The sequence below is a fragment of the Blautia sp. AF14-40 genome, assembly GCF_003479665.1.
Taxonomy (GTDB): Bacteria; Bacillota; Clostridia; order Lachnospirales; family Lachnospiraceae; genus Fusicatenibacter; species Fusicatenibacter saccharivorans.
In genome coordinates this window covers 308,267-328,260 of record NZ_QUHK01000001.1, presented here as the reverse complement: position 1 = coordinate 328,260, position 19,994 = coordinate 308,267, and the positions used below count along the sequence as shown (strand labels likewise).

Here is a 19,994-nt window from a genome sequence, read left to right as displayed (position 1 = left end):
CATCACGCAACGATTAGTCGCTGTCTTTCTTGCATGTCAGATTTTTTCGTCTTATAATATCTTTAGATTCAAAAAAGTTTTTCAAAGGAGACAAAAAACCTTATGCAGATCATAGATTCTACCCCCGCTGCTCTCTCTGCCAATCTTCAGATGTATCTGAGAAACGGCGATGTCTTTTTCGATATTGAGACGACCGGCCTTTCCTGGCGTACCTCGCATCTCTATCTGATTGGTGCGCTGTTCTTTGACCCGGCCGCGGATGCTTTCACACTGCGCCAGTGGTTTCTTGATCGACCGACCGAAGAAAAAGAGATGCTTGTCTCTTTTTTCACGTTTCTTTCCGACGTGAAGCGGCTGGTGCATTTTAATGGAACGACATTTGATCTTCCTTACCTCACACACAAAGCACTGTTTTATCAGATGGAAGATCCGCTTTCGTCAATCGCATCCCTGGATCTTTATCAGGCACTCCGCCCGTTTCAGTCAATCCTGGGACTTTCTTCAATGAAACAGAAAAATGTGGAACAGTATCTCTCATTCCCACGGAAGGATCAACTTAACGGAAAACAGTTGATTTCTGTTTACCACGACTATCTTCAGACACTGGATGAAAAGAAACTGGAACTGCTTTTCCTTCACAATTATGAGGATGTCCTCGGCATGGGTTCTGTTCTGGAACTGCTCGCGCTTCCTGCCCTGTTTCACGGCGATTTTTCTGTCCAGTCGTGTCGTTTTACCGGACAGACACTGGAAGTTTCACTGCAGCCCGAGCGGGAAGTTCCGGTTTTCCTCTCCCGTGTCTGCGCGGATGGTTCTCTTACAGCCTTTGGTTCACGGGTTTCTCTCTCCCTGCAGACGCATACGGCGGAGCTGAAATATTTCTTCCCGGACTATAAGAATTACTATTATCTTCCGCTGGAGGATCAGGCTGTTCACAAGAGCGTTGGCGCGTTTGTCGATCCGGAACACCGTCAGAAAGCAAAGGCTGCCAACTGCTATCAGCGGCGGACCGGTACATTTCTTCCGCAGCAGAAAGAGTTTTTCACCCCGGCCTTCCGCGAGGATTTCAAAAGCCGCCCTTACTATTTTGAGTGGTCCGATGCCTTTCTTTCGCAGGAAAATCTCCTGAAAGAGTATCTCTGTTCCGAGCTTCAGCTCTTTTTCAAAGACGATAGCAAAACCAGAAAATAAAACAGCCGTACACGTTTTTGCATGCACGGCCGTTTTTCCGGGACTGTCCTTTCCAAGCAGTCCTTTATTTTTTCTCTTCTTTCTCTTCTACCTTTTTTTCTTCCTTTTTCAGAGAAGCATGATGCGTTCCCTGCAGATGCGGATAGGCGCGCAGATAACGTTTCGTTGTCAGGCGCATCAGCCAGTTGGTCGGAAGCTGCGGTTTTGTCATCTGGTCAAAGCGCTCCAGCAGCTCTTTAAGATCCGGCATCTTATCACTGCGCACATCAAATCCAAGTGCCGCAAACCGTTCTTTCTGCTCTGCTCCGAACTCGGTCAGGCGTTCCTTCTGCTCTGCTCCGAACTCCATCAGGCGGTTCTTCGACTCGAAAAGCGGATTTCTTCTTCCCTCGGCTTCTTTCCGCTCCTTCTCCAGCTTCTGCATCTGCTCCATTGCCTCAGACAGTGTCTGGCGCTTCTCGGCCAGATATTCTTTCATCTTATCTCTGGAATACTCTGCACGATACTGCTGTACTTTCGCATTCATCTCCTCGGCAAGCTGGTTAAAGCGGGATTTCTGCAGATATTTCAGAAATTCTCCCCACGTTTTCTCCAGACTGCGCATCTTCTGTCCCAGCTGGAATGCTGCGGCTGCGGAAAATCCAAAATCTACCAGATAGCAGACGGTAACAACGGAAACAATGATCTCTCCTGTAGTATCCGAAACAAGATTCACTACTTTCACGGCAATCGGCTGCAGAATATAGAACAGCCCCAGTGTAAAGAATCCCCAGGCAATCGAACTGCTGAGGCAGATCTTTCCCTGAAAATTAAACTTCTGATTGCTGTAGTCCCACCAGTGCGCATGAAAAATGGTCTCCATCAGCACGCCGGTTACATATTCCAGAACCGTCGCTACAATGACACCTCCGAAATACAGTGCCCAGACGTTCGCTTCAAACGGGCGCAGGATCAAGTATACCATAACAGCGCCGGTGCCGTACAGTGTCAGCAGCGGACCATTGACAAAACCGCGGTTGACCAGTTTTTTCTGCCGGATCGATACATAGGAACTCTCCCAGATCCATCCGCAGAAGCTGTACAGCCAGAACCATGCTAGAACGTGGTACAGATCCACACCCAGAATCTTCGTCTCCCACATAAACTTTCATCCCCTTTTTCTTTTCTGGTGCCAAAAACAGGATGATAAGAAAATACCGCAGGCAACAGGTTTCCTGTCTGTTCAGGAAACCCGGTTGTCTACGGCATTCTAATCATCCAACTGCAGCACCTGCAAGTTAAATTATTCTTACTCTTCTACTGGCTCTTCGTTTTCCAGAGCTTTCATGCTCAGAGAGATTTTTTTGTCTTCCTCGTTGAAATCAACTACTTTTGCAGTGATTTCCTGTCCGATTTTCAGTGCATCAGACGGTTTCTCAACATGCTCTCTGGAGATCTGGGAAACATGAAGCAGAGCATCTACGCCCGGCTCAAGCTCAACGAATGCACCAAAGTCAGTCATACGGGCAACACAGCCTTCTACTACGTTGCCTACAGCGTATTTGTCAGCAGCGTTCAGCCACGGATTCTCTTCCGGGAATTTTAAGGAAAGAGCAATCTTGTCGCCGTTGATGTCTTTGATCAGAACTTTTACAGTCTCACCAACTTTGAATACTTTTTTCGGGTTCTCTACGCGGCCCCAGGACATCTCAGAGATGTGAAGCAGTCCGTCAGCTCCGCCCAGATCGATGAATGCGCCGAAATCGGTAACATTCTTAACAGTTCCCTCTACAACATCGCCAACTGCGATGCGTGCGAACAGTTCTTCCTGCAGTTTCTTCTTCTCAGCAACGATGAGCTGTTTGCGGTCACCGATGATGCGTCTTCTTCTCGGGTTGAACTCGGTAATAACGAATTCAATTTCCTGATCTGCATATTTAGACAGATCTTTTTCATATACATCAGATACAAGGCTGGCCGGAATGAATACTCTGGTCTCCTCAACAACTACGGATAATCCTCCGTTCAGTACCTGTGTTACTTTTGCTTTCAGAACTTCATGATTCTCGAATGCTTCCTCGAGTCTCTTGTTGCCTTTTTCAGCAGCAAGTCTCTTGTAAGTAAGAAGGACCTGTCCCTCTCCATCATTTACTTTCAGAACTTTGACTTCCATTTTGTCACCTGGCTGTGCAACGGTGTGAAGATCGATGGAAGAATCGTTGGAATATTCGTTTTTGGTAAGAATACCATCGGCTTTGTATCCGATATTCAGGATAATCTGATCGTCTTTGACATCGATTACAGTACCCTCAACGACTTCTCCGTTTCTGATTGTTTTAAATGATTCATCCAGCATTTGTTCAAAACTCATTTCTGACATTTTTTGAACCTCCTCAATTATTTTATTCGGGGTGGATGCCCCAGCTGTAATACCTACGCGACCAAATGATTGAAAAGGCTTAGATTCCAAATCAACGAGTGTCTCTATAAAGTAAGTATTTTTACATTCTTCTTTACATATCTCATACAGCTTTTGCGTGTTTGAACTATGTCTGCCTCCCACGACAAACATGGCATCAACCTTCCTGGCAATTGCTCTCGCTTCCGTCTGTCTTTCCTCGGTAGCGTTGCAGATAGTCTTTAAAACAGTACTATCATAACTCTTTTTCAAAAAAATTTCAACTAAATCTTTAAATTTGTTGTAATTAAATGTCGTCTGTGCCACAATAGATATTGGTTTTCCATTTTCGGGCACAAAACTTTCCGCTTCTTCGGCGGTATGCATCACGGTAACCGGGCCGCTCGCCCATCCCATGATGCCCTGTACCTCCGGATGATCCGCGCTTCCGATGATGACGACGTGGCGGCCTTTTCTGCCCTCCTCGTCCACAATCCGGTGGATCTTCTTGACAAACGGGCACGTCGCATCTACAATCTTCATGCCGCGCGCTTCGATCTTTTCGCAGACATCCCGCGACACGCCATGCGACCTGATCACAACGGTTCCGCCGGAAAGCCCCTCTAGTTCATCTTCCGAATGGATCACCTGCACGCCGCGGTTTTCGAGATCCTCCACAACCTGTTCGTTGTGAATAATCGGCCCGAAGGTGTAGACCGGCTTTTCACCGCTCTCAATTTCACGGTATACCGTATCGACCGCCCGTTTGACGCCGAAGCAGAAGCCTGCACTTTTTGCAACAGTTACTTCCATCTGTTTTTCTTCTCCTCTTTTCTCTGCCGCGTTTACATGCGCTCGCGGGCAAGGCTTAAGATCTTTTCCACAACCTCATCGATCGTCATTTCAGAGCTGTCAACGAGTACGGCGTCTTCTGCCTGTACCAGCGGGGAATGCTCTCTGTGCATGTCCTGATAATCACGCTCATTGATATCTTCCTCGATTTTCGCAAGATCGGCTGTCTGTCCCTTTTCGGTCAGCTCTTTCCAGCGGCGCAGTGCGCGGACATGGGCACTTGCTGTCAGATAGACTTTCAACGGTGCGTTCGGCAGAACGGCAGTTCCGATATCGCGGCCGTCCATCACAAGATCCGTATTCTCCGCCATCTCCTGCTGCAGCTCCACGAGTTTTTTCCGTACTTCCAGATAGGCGCTTGTCGCGGATGCCATCTTTCCAGCCTCCTCGGTGCGCAGTCTTCCGGTGACATTGACGCCGTTTAAATAAACCTGCTGCTCTCCGTTTTCGTAGGAAATGGAAATTTTCACATCTTTGCAGGCTGCCTCAATTTTTTCCTGCTTTTCCGGTGCAATGCCAAGATCTGAAAAATAGATGCCCATGGCACGGTACATTGCTCCTGTATCAACGTAGACAAACGAAAGCTCCTTTGCCACACGTTTTGCGATTGTACTTTTGCCAGCGCCTGCCGGTCCGTCAATTGCAAGATTAAATCTCATCTTCTCTCTTCCTCCTGAAAATTCTAAAATCTGTGATCCATATTTTATTCCTGTTCTTCCTTTGCCCGGATCTCTTCGGCTGCAGCATGGGCACTTACCCAGGCAATCTGCAGATTGAAGCCGCCGGTCAGTGCATCGAGATCGAGCACTTCTCCTACGAAGTACAGACCTTCTTTTTTCTTTGCCTCCATCGTGCCCGGACGGATCTCTTTCACGGAAACACCACCCTGTGTGATAATTGCTTCACGGAAACCCCGTGTTCCGGTTACTGTAAACGGGAAATGCGTGATCAGCTCTTCAAAGTGCTGACGCTCCGCTTTCGATACGGCATTGACCTGTTTGTACGGGTCGATCCCGCCAAGAGAGAGCATCACCGGAAGCAGTTTCGCCGGGAACAGACTGTTGATCACGTTGCGGAACTGTTTGTTCCGGTTTTCCTCAAATTCACGCAGGATCCGCGCATCCAGCTGTTCTTCCGTGAGTGCCGGCTTCAGGTTCAGATATCCTTTCAGCGGCTGCTGTTCCAGTGCTTTTCCGATGTAGGAGCTCGCAGAAAGCCCCAGCGGGCCGGAAATTCCGAAATGTGTAAACAGCATCTCGCCGAATCCATCGAACAGCGTCTTTTTGCCGTTTTTAATCGTCATCGTCACATTTTTCAGGGAGAGTCCCTGCAGCTCACGGATGTACGCTTCCTCTGTTTCCAGCGGCACCAGCGCCGGGCGGAGCGGAGTGACGGCAAGTCCTGCCTCTTCTGCGAAACGGTAGCCGTCTCCATCCGACCCCGTCGTCTGGTACGACATACCGCCGGTTGCGACAACGACATCATTGTAAAAAAGCTCTTTCCCGTTTTCCAGGCGGATTCCTTTCACGCGGTCTCCTTCGAAAAGAAGCTCTTTTACTTTTGTATTCTTATGCACCTGAACATTTTTCCGTTTCAGTTCCGTCTCCAGCGCGCGGATAATATCCGAGGAGTGATCTGACTCCGGGAAGACACGGTTTCCGCGCTCCACTTTTAAGCGGACACCTGCCGCTTCGAAAAACTCCTGCACCTGGGCGCTGTCAAAGCTGTAGGCGGAGCTGTACAGAAATTTCGGGTTTGTCACCACATTCGTGAAGAACTCTTCTGTCGGGCAGTCGTTTGTCACATTGCAGCGGCCCTTTCCTGTGATAAACAGCTTCTTTCCCAGCTTTTCATTTTTTTCATAGAGATGAATCTCTGTCTTTTCGCCGGCGGCAAGCACGGCGGTCATCATTCCGGCGGCGCCTCCGCCGATTACTGCTGCTTTTCTCATGCTTTCTCCTTTACCGGCAGAGCTGCCTTTTTTCCGCCCATAGGACGTGCATCGTCCAGCCCGTTGATTTCATCGTTGCTGTAAACCTGGTACTCATCCCACAGTTTTTCCATGCTCTCAAGTGTCTTTTTCACATCCGCCTGGCGTTTCATGCAGAGCGCCACGACAAGCGCATTGATTACACTCAAAGGGGCCACCAGAGAATCGACGATCGATGCCATATCGCTCTTGGCAATCAGCGTACAGGCTGCATAAACATTCATCGGTGAATGCACACTGTCTGTGATCGTAATCACCTTCGCTTTGCGGCTGTTCGCAAATTCCAGTGCCTTCATCGTACGCATCGAATACCGCGGGAAGCTGATGCCGATCACCACATCATCCTCCGTGATGCGGATCATCTGCTCGAAAATCTCGCTGGAACTGTTTGTCTGTACCTGGCGCACATCCGGGAAAATCATATGGAAATAGAACGCCAGAAAGCTCGCAAGCGGCGCGCAGCTCCGAATGCCGACAATGTAAATTGTCCGCGCAGAAAGAATCGTATCCGCAGCGCGCTCAAAGGCGCTCCGGTCCACTTCTTCCAGCGTCATCTTGATTTTTTCAATATCCGACTGCAGGACGGTCTCCAGAATTTCTCCCTGCGGCACGCGGCCATACGTAAACTGCATCCGCTGCACTGAATTCAGACGATTCATCACCATCTCCTCCAGTGCGCGCTGGAACTCCGGATATCCCGCATAGCCAAGCTGCATCGCAAAGCGAACCGTTGTCGATTCGCTGACGCCGACCTGCTGTCCCAGGCGCGCTGCCGTCATCGATACGGCCTGGTCATAATGCGCCGTAATAAAATCTGCCAGCCTCTTCTGTCCTTTGCTCAACTTTCCGTAATTTTGATTCAGACGAATGAGGAGATTCTCGTTCGCTGCCTTCTGCTCTTCTGAAGAAGACTGTTCTTTTTCTTTTTTCATGTTATTTTCTTCCTGATTTGTTTTTCCGATCTGCAAATGCCATTCGGCATCCACATTTCTTCTTTTGGAGGCATCCTGATTCTTTTTCGGACACACCTCGATCTTTTGAATTATAACACGAATAAATTACTGGCGCAATGGCTGAAAAGCTGAAAAGGAAAGCCGGTGTTCTGCATTCCCTTTTTACGGGGAACACAGAACACCGGCTGATTTTTTTTACTCAGATTTTATTTAGACCGGATATGCGCCGTCTTTTTTGTCAGCGGCTGCCGGATCTACTTTTGTCTGCTGTGCTTCACGATATTTGAAGAAGTCTACAGCTACCTGCGGGAACAGAGCATAGGTTAATACATCCTCATCCTGCTGTTTCCACTGCTCGATCTCTTTCTCCAGTTTTGGAAGCTCCGGCTCAAGCAGGTCTGCGTAGCGGCAGGTGATCGGCTCGGTATCGCCGATGCATTTCTTCTGTACTTCCGGATTGAACGGTTTTACAGTTGCACCGTATTTTCCGGCAAGAACGTCTTTTGTCTCTTTCGTTACCATCTTGTAACGCTCGCCCATCAGGACATTGAATACAGCCTGGGTACCAACGATCTGGGAAGACGGAGTAACCAGCGGGCACTCGCCGAGGTCTTTTCTTACGCGCGGTACTTCTTCGAGTACATCGTAGTATTTGTCCTCTGCGTGCTGCTCTTTTAACTGGCTTGTCAGGTTGGAGAGCATACCGCCCGGTACCTGATACAGAAGAGTCTTGATATTTACGCCAAGGTTCTTCGGATTTAAGAGGCCTGTATCGAGCGCTTCGTCTCTCATCGGACGGAAGTAATCTGCGATCTCAGCCAGTTTGTTCTGATCCAGACCAGTATCGTATGGAGTGCCTTTGAAGGTTTCAACCATAACCTCAGTTGCCGGCTGTGAAGTACCCATAGCGAATGGAGACATTGCGGTATCGATGATATCAACACCAGCCTCTACTGCTTTCAGGTACGTCATGGATGCAACACCGGAAGTATAGTGGGTGTGCAGCTGAATCGGAAGATCGGTTGCTTCTTTCAGCGCGGTTACCAGCTCAGTTGCCTTGTACGGAACGAGCAGGCCTGCCATATCTTTAATACAGATGGAATCTGCACCCATCTCTTCGATTCTCTTTGCCATGGTGGTCCAGTAATCCAGGGTGTAAGCATCTCCTAAAGTATAGGAAAGTGCTACCTGCGCGTGGCCTTTTTCTTTGTTTGCTGCGCTGACAGCGGTCTGCAGGTTGCGCAGATCATTCATACAGTCAAAAATACGGATGATGTCGATTCCGTTTGCAATGGATTTCTGTACGAAATACTCTACTACGTCGTCTGCGTACGGACGATATCCCAGGATATTCTGTCCACGGAACAGCATCTGCAGTTTTGTATTTTTGAATCCGTCACGGAGTTTTCTCAGTCTCATCCATGGATCTTCATGCAGAAAACGTAAGGAAGCATCGAAAGTTGCACCTCCCCAGCACTCTACTGCGTGATATCCGACTTTATCCATTTTATCGATGATCGGAAGCATCTGTTCTGTTGTCATTCTCGTCGCGATCAGGGACTGATGTGCATCACGCAGAACAGTTTCCATAATCTTGACAGGTTTCTTTTCTACTGCCATTTCTATCCTCCTAAATTAAGTGTTTCTCACTTTTGTTTGTCTTAAGAAGTTATACACCGAAGATCGCCATGAAGGTACCGGCCGCTACGGCTGTACCGATAACACCGGCTACATTCGGTCCCATTGCATGCATCAGCAGGAAGTTCGTCGGATCTGCCTCCGCACCGACTTTCTGGGATACACGGGCTGCCATAGGTACCGCAGATACACCTGCAGAACCGATCAGCGGGTTGATTCTTCCGTGGGTTGCCTTGCACAGTACCTTTCCTAACAGGACACCGCCTGCGGTACCGAATACGAATGCGATCAGACCCAGGGCAACGATCTTTAAGGTGCTGACATTTAAGAATGCCTCAGCACTTGTGGATGCACCAACGGAAGTACCAAGAAGGATAACTACGATGTACATCATGGCATTGGAAGCTGTCTCCTGGAGCTGTTTTACAACGCCGCACTCACGGAACAGGTTACCAAGCATCAGCATACCTACCAGCGGAGCGGTAGATGGAAGGATCATGCAGACAACGATGGTGATAACAATCGGGAACAGGATCTTCTCGAGTTTGGATACGGAACGAAGCTGCTCCATTTTGATTTTACGCTCTTTCTCTGTAGTCAGAAGCTTCATGACCGGCGGCTGGATGATCGGCACCAGTGACATATAGGAATATGCTGCTACGGCGATCGGTCCCATCAGATGCTGCTGTCCGAGTTTATTCAGAAGGAAAATAGAAGTCGGGCCGTCGGCACCGCCGATGATGGAGATAGCAGCTGCCTCTCTTCCATTGAATCCCATGAAAATAGCGAAAAAGTACGCCAGATAGATACCAAGCTGTGCTGCAGCTCCCATGATGAAGCTGATCGGGTTTGCAATCAGCGGACCGAAGTCTGTCATCGCACCTACACCCATGAAGATCAGGGATGGGAGGATACTCCACTCGTCCAGAGTAAAGAAATAGTAGAACAGACCGCCCGCATGCTCAAGACCCTGTACGTCGGTATAAGGCTCAGCCATGATGTCCGGGTAAATGTTTACAAGCAGCATACCGAATGCGATCGGTACAAGAAGCAGCGGCTCAAATTCATGCTTAATCGCAAGATACAAGAAGAAGCAAGCCACTGCGATCATAACGTAATTGCCCCAGTCCAGATTAAAAAACGCCGTCTGGTGAAGCAGGTTGTTTAAAGTTTCAGTAATCATTTTTTCACCTCCGGTTTTTTCTTACAACGGGCATTAGTTCATGGTTGCAAGAACGTCACCGGATTCTACTGCATCGCCTACTGCTACATTGATGGTTGCTACTGTGCCATCCTGCGGTGCTACAACCGGGATTTCCATCTTCATGGCTTCCAGTACAAGAACAGCATCTCCTGCTTTTACAGCGGTGCCTGCTGCTGCTTCGATTTTGCAGATTTTACCAGGTACAGAAGCAGTAACCTCTACGCTGCCTGCTGCGCCTGCCGGAGCTGCTGCTTTCGGTGCTGCCGGTGCTGCTTTTGGTGCCGGTGCTGCTTTTGCTGCGCTGACAACTGGAGCTGCGCCTGCTGTGGTTCCTTCTTCTACAGTTACGTTATATACATTTCCGTTTACGGTAATGGTGTAGTTTTTCATTGAAAATTTCCTCCTTAAGCTCTTTTGCCTTTTCTGCGGATCGGACGTGCAACATAAGCATCTCCGGATGCAGAAGCCATATCTTCTTCATACATGGCGATTGCAGCTGTAATAACAGCCTGCAGCTCCATATCGTCTGCTTCCGGTGCTGTCTCTTCAACAACCGGTGCTGCGACAGCCTTTGGTGCTTCCTGTACAGGTGCTGCCGGTGCTTTTTTCTTCTTCTTGTCTCCCAAAATGTAATCAAACGAAGAAATAACGAAAATCAGGAAAATCAGCATAACAAATACGGTACCGATTCCGATGATGGTGTTCATGCCGGCCTGGCCGATCAGAACGCCCTTTGACTCCTCAACGGTGATGGTGAGGTCGGTCGGAACTGGTGTTCCGGTGCTGATGTTCCAGAATACGCGGACAATACCAGGATTTTTTTCAAATTCACCCGGAATTGTGCAGGTTACAAAATCTCCGTCTACTTCGAGAGTACCGTCTTCCAGGCTTTTTACCTCTCCGAGGTCAGCCTTTGCCTCTTCCCATGCCTCAGCTGCTCTTGCATAGAACTGCTGGTCGGAAGCTTCCATATTGGCAAGATCGTCATCGCTGTAGGTCATCAGGCTCTGTCCTACCCACTGAACACTGGAGGAGAGCAGAGAATCTACCGTAGATGCCTCAACCGGTGAATAAGCCGGTGTAGATGCCGCATCCGCAAAAACAGGAGCTACGGTCACAACCATGGTGCAGGCTGCGGTAAGGACGAGACTTACTAATTTTTTCCAGTTCTTTCTCATCGTATGCCACCTTCCTTAGACTGTTCCGTGTTTTCTGTCCGGTCTGTCTTCTCTCTTGGTATACAGCATCTCGAATGCGCCGATAACATATTTTCTGGTGTCTTCCGGCTCGATGATGGTGTCCACATAGCCTCTTCTGGCTGCGGAAGTTACATTGTTCTGAAGGGTTGCATATTCAGCTGCTTTCTCGTTGATGGTAGCAGCGTCAGATCCTTCGTACATGATCTTTGCTGCAGATTTTGCATCCATCATTCCGATTTCTGCGTTCGGCCATGCAAATACCATGTCTGCTCCGATGGATTTGCTGTTCATGACAACGTATGCGCTTCCGTATGCTTTGCCGACAACAACGTTTACTTTCGGAACGGTTGCGTTTGCGAAAGCTGCGGTCAGGGCTGCTGCGTTCTTAGCCATGGTTCTCTCAGAGCATTTGGTTGCCTTGAATCCGGTTACGTTTGTGATGGTAAGTACCGGGATGCAGAAAGCATCGCAGAAGTTTACGAAATCTGCTGCTTTTTTGGCTCCTCTTGCGCTTAAGGTTCCATCCATTTTCTCTTTTACAGTTCCGTCCTCGCCGTAGATTTCAGAGCGGTTTGCAACTGCTCCTACGGTTGCTCCGTTTAACTGGATGAATGCGGTTACAACATCTTTTCCGTAAGCGGCTTTGGTCTCAAAATAGATGCCGTTGTCGCTGAGCTGGGAAAGAAGGATTCCGGTATCGCCTGCGCAGTTTGCAAGGTCTGCACATGCACGGTTCAGATCATCCTCGCACTCGGTGTATGCTTCGTCCTCGTTGTTTGCCGGAAGCATAGATACCAGGTTTCTGATCTGTCCGAGGATTTCTTCCTCGGTTCCAGCAAAGTCAACAAGACCTGCTTCTTCGCCCTGGAAATCTGCGGATGCGGTATCACATTTGGATACGTGGTTTCCGTCCAGTGCGTTCGGGGAGTTTACGAAAAGTTTTCCGTTTTTAGACTCCATGAACGTGAAGTCTGTCATAGCCGGGATGAGTGCCATACCGCCGCCACATGTGCCAAATACTGCCGTGATCTGTGGAATCACGCCGGATGCCATTGCCTGCGCCATATAGATTTCGCCGAAACCGTTCAGAGCATCAGTTGCCTCCTGCAGACGCATACCGGCACAGTCTACCAGTCCGATGACCGGAGCACCTGTTTTCTGTGCAAACTCATACAGTCTCGCGATTTTTTTTGCATGCATTTCGCCGATGGTACCGCCCATCACAGACGCATCCTGGCTGTATACGTATACCAGGCTGCCGTTGATCACACCGTAACCAGTAATTACACCATCGGATGGTGTCTCCATGCCGGCCATGTTGAAATCTGTGCTTCTGGCAGTAACCTGTCCGCCGATTTCCACAAAGCTGTTTTCATCCAGCAAAGAGGCGATTCTTGTGCTCGCTAAACTTTGTGCTGTGTTACTCATTCTTCAAACCTCCATCTTTCTATTTTCATTATAAAATTTTAAACAAATTTTATACAAGTCTATCATATCTGTTTTTTCGTTTTTTTTCAATACTTTTTCTCACCTTTTTGACAGAAAATAGACAGAAAAATTTCAGATTTTTCCTATTATAAATGGAAGGTCAAACTTGATTTTTCCCGGCCTTTCCTTTTTCAAAAAGTCCTGTTTTCTTTCCGCATCGTACAAAAAAGCCGCCCGGCGGCGGCTTTTCTTACACGTTTTTCCTTCGGTTTAATATAGTTCAATGTGAACCGGAATTCCATTCTCATACTGCATCGCCGGTTCGCCAAGAATCAGCGGACGAAGATACGCCATCATCTCCTCGGTCACATCATGACCATCTTCTGTAATCCAGGAAAGCGGCACTTTCTTTTCTTTATTTGCCACTTCCGATACCGGAACGGAGGTATACTCCACGCGGTAAGGATCCGCGGAGATTCTTCGGATCGATGCCATCTGTCCTCCCTGTTTTTCCAGTGCACACTGGCAGGCTTTCATGCCGAGCATACGGGACTCCTCAAGATCGGTCGCACTCGCAAGATGAGCCGCGCACCGCTGCATCAGGTTCAGTTCAATCGATCTTACCTTACAGCCGATACGGTCACGCACCAGCTCTTCGAGTACTTTTGCAGAACCTGCAATGTAGCTGTGCCCAAACTGATCCTGTGCATCGCTCTGCACCTGCTCAGAAACATAGCGGCCCTCGCTGTCATGGATGCCCTCGCTGATTGCAACCAGAACACTGTCCTTCTGTTCCAGTTTTTCCTGCACATCCTTTAAAAACTGTTCGGTGTCAAAGACCGGCTCGCAAAGATAGATCAGGCTCGGCCCTTCTCCGCCGTTGACACGGGACAGTGCAGACGCTGCCGTCAGCCATCCTGCGTTTCTTCCCATGACCTCCACGATGGTCACAGCCTTCTTTTCATATACATGGCAGTCTCTCTCCAGCTCTGCAAAGGTTGCTGCCAGATATTTTGCCGCAGATCCAAAGCCCGGGCAGTGATCCGTTTCGACAAGATCATTGTCAATCGTCTTTGGCGCCCCGACAACAAACACATCGTCCACACCGTTTTCTTTGCAGTACTTTGACATCTTGTCTACGGTATCCATCGAATCATTTCCGCCGATATAAATAAAATAACGGATCTCATGTCTGCGAAAAATTTGAAGTATTTCTTCAAAATCCTCCTTGTTTTCTTCCGGATCGCCCAGTTTATAACGACAGGAGCCAAGCGCTGCTGCCGGGGTCTGCATCAGAAGAGAGATTTTTTCTGCTGAATCCAGTTTTTTTCCAAGATCAAGAAATTTTTCTGCAAGCACGCCTTCAATTCCATTTACCGCACCATAAATATGATCTACTTTTCCGGACAGTACAGCACAGGAAACAACTCCTGCCACCGTTGCATTGATCGCCGCGGTCGGTCCGCCAGACTGCGCTACTAACAGATTTCGCATATGATTTTCCTCCATCTATTCCCACTACTTTCTAAAAGTTTTTCACGAAATCACTTTCGCTTCGTCCTATAGCGTACCATATTTTTTTTCTTCCGTACACCCTGTTTTGCGTTTCCGGGAAAAGCCTGTAGACTTTCACAACGGATTGCAAAGTTTTTCGTTTTTTTCTTGCAGGATTGCCCTTAAAAAGCTATAATAGAAGCAATGTCCACGAAAAGGACGCAGAAAAATATACGTTTCATCAACAAAAAAACTGGAGGTTTTTTTCATGCAGACCAAGCAAGATGGCCGTCTCGGCACCGAAAAAATCGGGAAACTGATGCTCGAACTGGCCCTTCCCTCTGTCCTCGCACAGATTGTAAATGTACTATATAACATTGTAGACCGCATTTATATCGGCCGGATTCCTGATGTTGGTTCCCTGGCACTGACCGGTGTCGGCGTCACGTTTCCGATTATCACAATCATCTCCGCCTTTGCCGGATTCGCAAGTGGAGGCGGTGCTCCTCTTGCCGCCATCGCACTCGGACAGAAAAACCGGGACCGCGCAGAAAAAATTCTTGGAAGCTCCACTTCCCTGCTGCTCTTTTTCTCCGTGTGTCTGATGGCGTTTTTCTTTTTCTTTCAGACACCGCTTCTGTACCTCTTTGGTGCAAGCAGCAACACAATCCGATACGCTTCCACGTATATTTCCATTTATCTTGTCGGAACCGTATTTGTCGAGCTGGCTGTCGGATTGAATACTTTTATCAGCTGTCAGGGACACGCACGCACGGCCATGTGCTCCGTTCTCATTGGCGCTGTTATCAACATTGGTCTTGACCCGGTTTTCATCTTCGTTCTTCATATGGGTGTTTCCGGGGCCGCACTTGCTACCATTCTCTCCCAGGCTTTAAGTGCTGCATGGGTTCTTCGGTTTCTTACCTCAAAAAAATCAGGTGTCCGCCTTTCTCTTCGCACCATGAAACCGGATTTTTCCATTTTAGGCTCTGTCATGGCACTCGGCATCTCACCATTTATCATGTCTACAACGGAAAGTGCCATCACAATCGTCATGAACCACGGGCTACAGACGTACGGCGGCGACCTCTATGTCGGCTCGATGACAATTCTCCAGTCGGTGCTGCAGCTGATTTTCGTACCGGTCAACGGCTTTACGAACGGTGTACAGCCGATCATCAGCTACAACTTTGGTGCAGGCCAGTTTGACCGTGTCCGCCAGACAATCCGGCGCATGATCGCCATTACTTTTACTGCCGCTTTCGTCTACGTTGTATTCGCAATGCTTCGTCCGGCTCTTTTTGCCGGTCTTTTCACGACTGACCCGGAACTGATTGTCATCGTAGAGAAGGTACTTCCGGTTTACATTGCCGGCATGGCAATTTTCGGACTGCAGAGCGGCGTACAGAGTTCCTTCCTCGGTCTTGGCCAGGCGAAGATTTCTCTTTTTATTGCACTGCTCCGGAAAGTCATCCTTCTGATTCCGCTTGCACTCATTCTGCCGCATTTCTTCGGTGTCATGGGCGTTTACTATGCAGAACCGATCGCTGATGTATGTTCTGTTATCACTGCCGTTACGCTGTTTCTCTGCAATATCCGGAAAATTCTTTCAACAGAAACACTTGCAAAAGTGACTCATACCGAAGAATGACAAAAGAGGCGCTCTGCGACCTTTTCCATGCACCACCCATAATCAATTTTCTCGATCGTTTCGGCTGCATAGACGGGATATTCCGCGAGAAGAATCCCGTCGATCGAATACGTAACCGAACCGACCTTTTCTCCTTTCTTTACCGGGGCTTTCAAAAGCTCCGGTAAAAAAATGTCTTTTTCCGGTATTTCTGTCTCTTTCAGAAGAGCGGGAAGCGAGCGCGCCGGATCAAGCGCTGGGCTTGTAAGGGTAAGGCGGGCGCTGCTTTTTACCTGCAGCATCCCGTCGTAAACACCGTCTGCTACTTCAATCTGCCCTGGGTTCCAGCTATGGTCCAGCACGTCACGATACATATACGATTCCAGCCCGTAGTTTAAAAGCTTTGCGGCATCCGCCCATTTATAGTTTTTATGGCTGGGCCATCCGCACGCAAGCAACGACACAATCAGACGCTTTCCATCCCGCTCCAGCGCACCGGTATAACAGTAACCGGCTTTTGCCGTGAAGCCGGTTTTTCCCGAAACAGCTCCATCCATCTGATCCAGCAGTGCGTTGTGATTATAGCAGTTGAACATGTTTTTCTTTTCCAGATCCCAGAAGGTATAGGACCGCGTCTGCGTCACTGCGAGAAACTGGGCGGCTTTCGGTGAAATCCAGACACAGTATCGCATGATCCGTGCCAGATCAGCTGCTGTCGTGTGGTGATCTCCGCCTGCGTCAGAAGCATCGAGACCGTTCGGCGTCACAAAATGCGTATCTGTACAGCCGATTGCTGCGGCTTTTTCATTCATAAGCGATGCAAATTCCTCTACACTTCCGCCGATGGTCTCTGCAATCATTACCGCCGCGTCGTTATGCGATTCCAGCATCAGGGAATACAGAAGATCGCCAAGCAGAAACTGTTCTCCCTCCCTCACACCGAGATGTACTTTCGGCGCTGCGGCTGCTTTAGCCGATGCAGTTGCGACCGTCTGCTCTTGTCCGTTTTCCAGTGCCAGAATGCATGTCATGATTTTCGTTGTGCTCGCCATTGCCATAGGATCTGTCTCGCGTTTTCCGAACAGCACACGGCCGGTATCGCCATCCATCAGGCATGCCGCCGTTGCAAACAGCTGATTCGGCTCGCTCTCCTGCTCTGTCGCAGTCACGGACACACTTCCCAAAAACAGAAGCAGGATTCCCAGGAAAAAACCTGTCTTGTTTCTTCTTTTTCTGTTCAAAATCAGATCCCCCTTGTGTTTTTTCTCTTTAAAAACGGAAAAGCCGGACGCTCTTTTGGGACCGGCTTTTTGTCTGCTTCTTCTTCATTATATGAGGTTTCCTGCAAAATCATGGTAAAATTTCACAAAGTTATTGACACTGCGATCCATATCATGTATAATTCCCCGTGTTTGTATAGAATTACTAAACTTTTTGTTTATTTTTACTGAGATTTCCTGAGAATCCGTATTCAGCAAAAGGATCCCGGGAAAGACTTTGGATGCAGAAAGGATTTTTTATGGAAATCGGAAAAAAAATCAGGGAACTGCGGATGTGGAAAGGGCTGACGCAGGAGGAACTGGCAGATCGGAGCGAGCTGTCAAAGGGATTTATTTCCCAGCTTGAAAACGATGTGACCTCTCCCTCGATCGCCACGCTGGTTGATGTTCTTACCTGCCTTGGAACGGATCTAAAAACGTTTTTCGGCGAAGAGCAGGACAATCAGGTTGTCTTTTGCGAAGAAGATTACTTTGTAAAGACCGCTGAAGCGCAGGGCAACGAGATCGCATGGATCGTTCCGAATGCACAGAAAAACAGGATGGAGCCAATCCGGCTGACGCTGCAAAGCGGCGCGTGCACCGAGATTGATTCACCGCATGAAGGCGAGGAATTCGGCTATGTACTTTCCGGCCGTATTCTCCTTCATCTTGGAGATGAATGCCACAAAGTGAAGAAAGGGGAAAGCTTCTACTATCCCGCTTCCTGTAATCATTATCTGGAAAATCCGGGTAAAACACCGGCCATCATTCTCTGGGTCAGTTCACCGCCTTATTTTTAGATTTTTTACACCGCGTGATTTTCACGAGAAACGGTGTTCCAAATTTCACAACCCGAAAGGAGCATATTACACATGAGTACCAAATTACTTGATCTGGTCAACATCACAAAATCGTACGACGGAGTTACCATTCTGGATGATCTGAATCTTTATATCCGTGAAAACGAATTTCTTACCCTCCTTGGCCCGAGCGGCTGCGGAAAAACAACCACATTACGTATCCTCGGCGGTTTTGAGACACCGGATGCCGGAAAGGTTTTATTTAACGGACAGGATATCACCCAGCTTCCGCCAAACAAACGCCAGCTAAACACGGTGTTCCAGAAATATGCTCTTTTCACGCATATGACAATTGCGGAAAACATTGCTTTCGGGCTGAAAATCAAAGGAAAATCCAAAGCATATATCAATGACAAAATCAAATACGCATTAAAACTTGTTAACCTTGAGGGTTACGAAAACCGCTCCCCGGCGCTTCTCTCCGGCGGCCAGCAGCAGCGAATCGCCATTGCGCGCGCGATTGTCAACGAACCGAAAGTTCTCCTTCTGGATGAGCCGCTCGGCGCACTTGACTTAAAGCTCCGCCAGGACATGCAGTACGAGTTGATCCGTCTGAAAAACGAACTTGGCATCACCTTTGTCTATGTCACCCACGATCAGGAAGAGGCGCTTACCATGTCGGACACGATCGTTGTCATGAACCAGGGTTATATCCAGCAGATCGGCACACCGGAAGACATCTACAATGAACCGCAGAACGCATTCGTTGCAGACTTCATCGGTGACAGCAACATTCTCGACGGCATCATGATTGAGGACCGTCTCGTCGAGATTCTCGGTGCGAAGTTCGAGTGCGTTGATGTCGGATTCGGCAAAAACAAACCGGTCGACGTTGTGATCCGCCCGGAGGATATTGATCTTGTGAAACCGGAGGAAGGTACCATCCGCGGACGTGTCACCCATCTGATTTTCAAAGGTGTTCACTATGAGATGGAGGTTACGGTGAACGGTTTTGAGCTTCTCGTTCACTCTACCGATCTGTTCCCGGTCGGACAGGAAGTCGGCATCCATGTCGATCCATTTGATATCCAGATCATGAACAAACCGGAATCCGAAGATGAGGAGGCGGCAACTGTTGAAGAGTAATAAATTAAAGAAATGGCTGGCAGCACCTTATGCCGTCTGGGCTGTTGGTTTCATCATCATCCCGCTGATCCTGATTCTCTACTATGCGTTCACCGGGGAAGAAGGCGGCTTTACCCTTTCGAATTTTGCCTACGTTGCAACGAAGGAAAACATCAAGGCACTCGGCCTGGCTCTGTGGCTCTCGCTGCTCAGCACAGTCCTCTGTCTTGTCCTTGCTTATCCGCTTGCCATGATTCTGGCAAACCGGAACGTCAATCAGACCAGCTTTATTGTGCTGATCTTCATTCTCCCGATGTGGATGAACTTTCTGCTCCGCACGCTTGCATGGCAGACACTGCTTGAGAAAAACGGCGTCATCAACAGCATTCTCTCGTTTTTTCATCTGCCCGGCATTTCCATCATCAATACGCCGGGAGCAATCATTCTCGGTATGGTCTACAACTTCCTGCCGTTTATGGTTCTGCCGATCTACAATGTCCTGATTAAGATCGACCGCGATGTCATCAACGCAGCAAGAGACCTTGGAGCGAACAGTGTACAGACTTTTCTGAAAGTAACGCTGCCGCTCACCACGCCGGGTATCGTAAGCGGTATTACCATGGTATTTATCCCGGCGCTTACAACCTTTGTTATTTCCGACCTGCTCGGCGGAAGCAAGATCCTTCTGATCGGAAACGTCATCGAGCAGGAGTTCAAACAGACCAACAACTGGAATGCCGGAAGTGCACTTTCCACAGTCCTGATGATTTTCATCATCCTGTCGATGGTTCTGATGAACAAATACGATAAAGACGGGGAGGGAACGGCATTTTGAGAAAGAAACTGGAAAAAAT

At 48.6% G+C, this 19,994-nt stretch carries 17 protein-coding genes; 5 read left to right on the top strand and 12 right to left on the bottom strand.

Annotated elements, in window-relative coordinates; all coding sequences use genetic code 11:
* Positions 1–102 precede the first annotated feature (102 nt).
* On the top strand, positions 103–1,191 hold the full coding sequence (locus DWW13_RS01550) for a ribonuclease H-like domain-containing protein (protein ID WP_118600634.1): 1,089 nt from the start codon (positions 103–105) through the stop codon (positions 1,189–1,191).
* Positions 1,192–1,255: 64 nt separating this feature from the next.
* Here DWW13_RS01550 and DWW13_RS01545 read toward each other — a convergent pair whose 3' ends face one another.
* The 11 genes from DWW13_RS01545 to DWW13_RS01495 all read right to left on the bottom strand — a co-directional run bounded on the left by DWW13_RS01545 (position 1,256) and on the right by DWW13_RS01495 (position 14,326).
* Entirely contained in the window at positions 1,256–2,332 is a 1,077-nt protein-coding gene (locus tag DWW13_RS01545) for a putative ABC transporter permease (protein WP_055226378.1), read from the bottom strand.
* Positions 2,333–2,479: 147 nt separating this feature from the next.
* On the bottom strand, positions 2,480–4,381 hold the full coding sequence (locus DWW13_RS01540) for a bifunctional 4-hydroxy-3-methylbut-2-enyl diphosphate reductase/30S ribosomal protein S1 (RefSeq protein WP_117509002.1): 1,902 nt from the start codon (positions 4,379–4,381) through the stop codon (positions 2,480–2,482).
* Positions 4,382–4,413: 32 nt separating this feature from the next.
* Positions 4,414–5,079 (bottom strand): (d)CMP kinase, encoded by a 666-nt coding sequence (gene cmk / locus DWW13_RS01535; RefSeq protein ID WP_118719020.1) that lies wholly within the window; start codon positions 5,077–5,079, stop codon positions 4,414–4,416.
* Positions 5,080–5,123: 44 nt separating this feature from the next.
* Entirely contained in the window at positions 5,124–6,371 is a 1,248-nt protein-coding gene (locus DWW13_RS01530; RefSeq protein ID WP_118719018.1) for an NAD(P)/FAD-dependent oxidoreductase, read from the bottom strand.
* A complete protein-coding gene (locus DWW13_RS01525; RefSeq protein WP_117509159.1) occupies positions 6,368–7,342 on the bottom strand; it encodes a MurR/RpiR family transcriptional regulator in 975 nt (324 codons plus the stop codon). The genes DWW13_RS01530 and DWW13_RS01525 overlap by 4 nt, the downstream gene beginning before the upstream one ends.
* A 231-nt stretch (positions 7,343–7,573) precedes the next feature.
* Entirely contained in the window at positions 7,574–8,983 is a 1,410-nt protein-coding gene (locus tag DWW13_RS01520; protein ID WP_022462334.1) for an oxaloacetate decarboxylase subunit alpha, read from the bottom strand.
* A 49-nt stretch (positions 8,984–9,032) separates the two neighbouring features.
* Positions 9,033–10,184: a sodium ion-translocating decarboxylase subunit beta gene (locus DWW13_RS01515; protein WP_022462333.1), complete on the bottom strand. Its 1,152-nt coding sequence runs from the start codon at positions 10,182–10,184 to the stop codon at positions 9,033–9,035.
* Positions 10,185–10,217: 33 nt separating this feature from the next.
* Entirely contained in the window at positions 10,218–10,595 is a 378-nt protein-coding gene (locus DWW13_RS01510; protein ID WP_117509004.1) for a biotin/lipoyl-containing protein, read from the bottom strand.
* Between the two features lie 14 nt (positions 10,596–10,609).
* The gene (locus tag DWW13_RS01505) at positions 10,610–11,383 is read right to left on the bottom strand and encodes an OadG family protein (RefSeq protein WP_118659149.1); all 774 of its coding nucleotides are present in this window, start codon (positions 11,381–11,383) and stop codon (positions 10,610–10,612) included.
* Positions 11,384–11,398: 15 nt separating this feature from the next.
* Positions 11,399–12,832, bottom strand: a complete 1,434-nt coding sequence (locus DWW13_RS01500) for an acyl-CoA carboxylase subunit beta (protein WP_022462330.1) — start codon at positions 12,830–12,832, stop codon at positions 11,399–11,401.
* A gap of 270 nt (positions 12,833–13,102) precedes the next feature.
* Positions 13,103–14,326 carry a 6-phosphofructokinase gene (locus DWW13_RS01495; RefSeq protein ID WP_055226388.1) on the bottom strand — a complete coding sequence of 408 codons (1,224 nt, stop codon included), beginning with the start codon at positions 14,324–14,326 and terminating at the stop codon, positions 13,103–13,105.
* 268 nt (positions 14,327–14,594) lie between these two features.
* On the opposite strand from DWW13_RS01495, the gene DWW13_RS01490 reads away from it, so the two are divergent.
* Positions 14,595–15,977 carry an MATE family efflux transporter gene (locus DWW13_RS01490; protein ID WP_118719016.1) on the top strand — a complete coding sequence of 461 codons (1,383 nt, stop codon included), beginning with the start codon at positions 14,595–14,597 and terminating at the stop codon, positions 15,975–15,977.
* Here the strand turns inward: DWW13_RS01490 and DWW13_RS01485 are convergent.
* Positions 15,962–17,197, bottom strand: a complete 1,236-nt coding sequence (locus DWW13_RS01485; protein WP_226906314.1) for a D-alanyl-D-alanine carboxypeptidase family protein — start codon at positions 17,195–17,197, stop codon at positions 15,962–15,964. The two genes, DWW13_RS01490 and DWW13_RS01485, sit on opposite strands and share 16 nt — an antisense overlap.
* 278 nt (positions 17,198–17,475) lie before the next feature.
* Here DWW13_RS01485 and DWW13_RS01480 point away from each other — a divergent pair, with 278 nt between their 5' ends.
* The 3 genes from DWW13_RS01480 (at position 17,476) to DWW13_RS01470 (ending at position 19,975) form a co-directional block, all read left to right on the top strand.
* A complete protein-coding gene (locus tag DWW13_RS01480) occupies positions 17,476–18,015 on the top strand; it encodes a cupin domain-containing protein (RefSeq protein WP_055226534.1) in 540 nt (179 codons plus the stop codon).
* Between the two features lie 72 nt (positions 18,016–18,087).
* The gene (locus DWW13_RS01475; protein ID WP_118719014.1) at positions 18,088–19,161 is read left to right on the top strand and encodes an ABC transporter ATP-binding protein; all 1,074 of its coding nucleotides are present in this window, start codon (positions 18,088–18,090) and stop codon (positions 19,159–19,161) included.
* The gene (locus DWW13_RS01470) at positions 19,133–19,975 is read left to right on the top strand and encodes an ABC transporter permease (protein WP_118666265.1); all 843 of its coding nucleotides are present in this window, start codon (positions 19,133–19,135) and stop codon (positions 19,973–19,975) included. Before DWW13_RS01475 ends, DWW13_RS01470 begins: the two co-directional genes overlap by 29 nt.
* Positions 19,976–19,994: the final 19 nt, after the last annotated feature.

What these genes read in the sequence shown, in the direction of transcription:
- DWW13_RS01550 (WP_118600634.1), top strand. Translation starts at nt 103, where the DNA reads ATGCAGATCATAGATTCTACCCCCGCTGCTCTCTCTGCCAATCTTCAG.
- DWW13_RS01545 (WP_055226378.1), bottom strand. Translation starts at nt 2,332, where the DNA reads ATGTGGGAGACGAAGATTCTGGGTGTGGATCTGTACCACGTTCTAGCA.
- DWW13_RS01540 (WP_117509002.1), bottom strand. Translation starts at nt 4,381, where the DNA reads ATGGAAGTAACTGTTGCAAAAAGTGCAGGCTTCTGCTTCGGCGTCAAA.
- cmk (WP_118719020.1), bottom strand. Translation starts at nt 5,079, where the DNA reads ATGAGATTTAATCTTGCAATTGACGGACCGGCAGGCGCTGGCAAAAGT.
- DWW13_RS01530 (WP_118719018.1), bottom strand. Translation starts at nt 6,371, where the DNA reads ATGAGAAAAGCAGCAGTAATCGGCGGAGGCGCCGCCGGAATGATGACC.
- DWW13_RS01525 (WP_117509159.1), bottom strand. Translation starts at nt 7,342, where the DNA reads ATGAAAAAAGAAAAAGAACAGTCTTCTTCAGAAGAGCAGAAGGCAGCG.
- DWW13_RS01520 (WP_022462334.1), bottom strand. Translation starts at nt 8,983, where the DNA reads ATGGCAGTAGAAAAGAAACCTGTCAAGATTATGGAAACTGTTCTGCGT.
- DWW13_RS01515 (WP_022462333.1), bottom strand. Translation starts at nt 10,184, where the DNA reads ATGATTACTGAAACTTTAAACAACCTGCTTCACCAGACGGCGTTTTTT.
- DWW13_RS01510 (WP_117509004.1), bottom strand. Translation starts at nt 10,595, where the DNA reads ATGAAAAACTACACCATTACCGTAAACGGAAATGTATATAACGTAACT.
- DWW13_RS01505 (WP_118659149.1), bottom strand. Translation starts at nt 11,383, where the DNA reads ATGAGAAAGAACTGGAAAAAATTAGTAAGTCTCGTCCTTACCGCAGCC.
- DWW13_RS01500 (WP_022462330.1), bottom strand. Translation starts at nt 12,832, where the DNA reads ATGAGTAACACAGCACAAAGTTTAGCGAGCACAAGAATCGCCTCTTTG.
- DWW13_RS01495 (WP_055226388.1), bottom strand. Translation starts at nt 14,326, where the DNA reads ATGCGAAATCTGTTAGTAGCGCAGTCTGGCGGACCGACCGCGGCGATC.
- DWW13_RS01490 (WP_118719016.1), top strand. Translation starts at nt 14,595, where the DNA reads ATGCAGACCAAGCAAGATGGCCGTCTCGGCACCGAAAAAATCGGGAAA.
- DWW13_RS01480 (WP_055226534.1), top strand. Translation starts at nt 17,476, where the DNA reads ATGGAAATCGGAAAAAAAATCAGGGAACTGCGGATGTGGAAAGGGCTG.
- DWW13_RS01475 (WP_118719014.1), top strand. Translation starts at nt 18,088, where the DNA reads ATGAGTACCAAATTACTTGATCTGGTCAACATCACAAAATCGTACGAC.
- DWW13_RS01470 (WP_118666265.1), top strand. Translation starts at nt 19,133, where the DNA reads ATGAGGAGGCGGCAACTGTTGAAGAGTAATAAATTAAAGAAATGGCTG.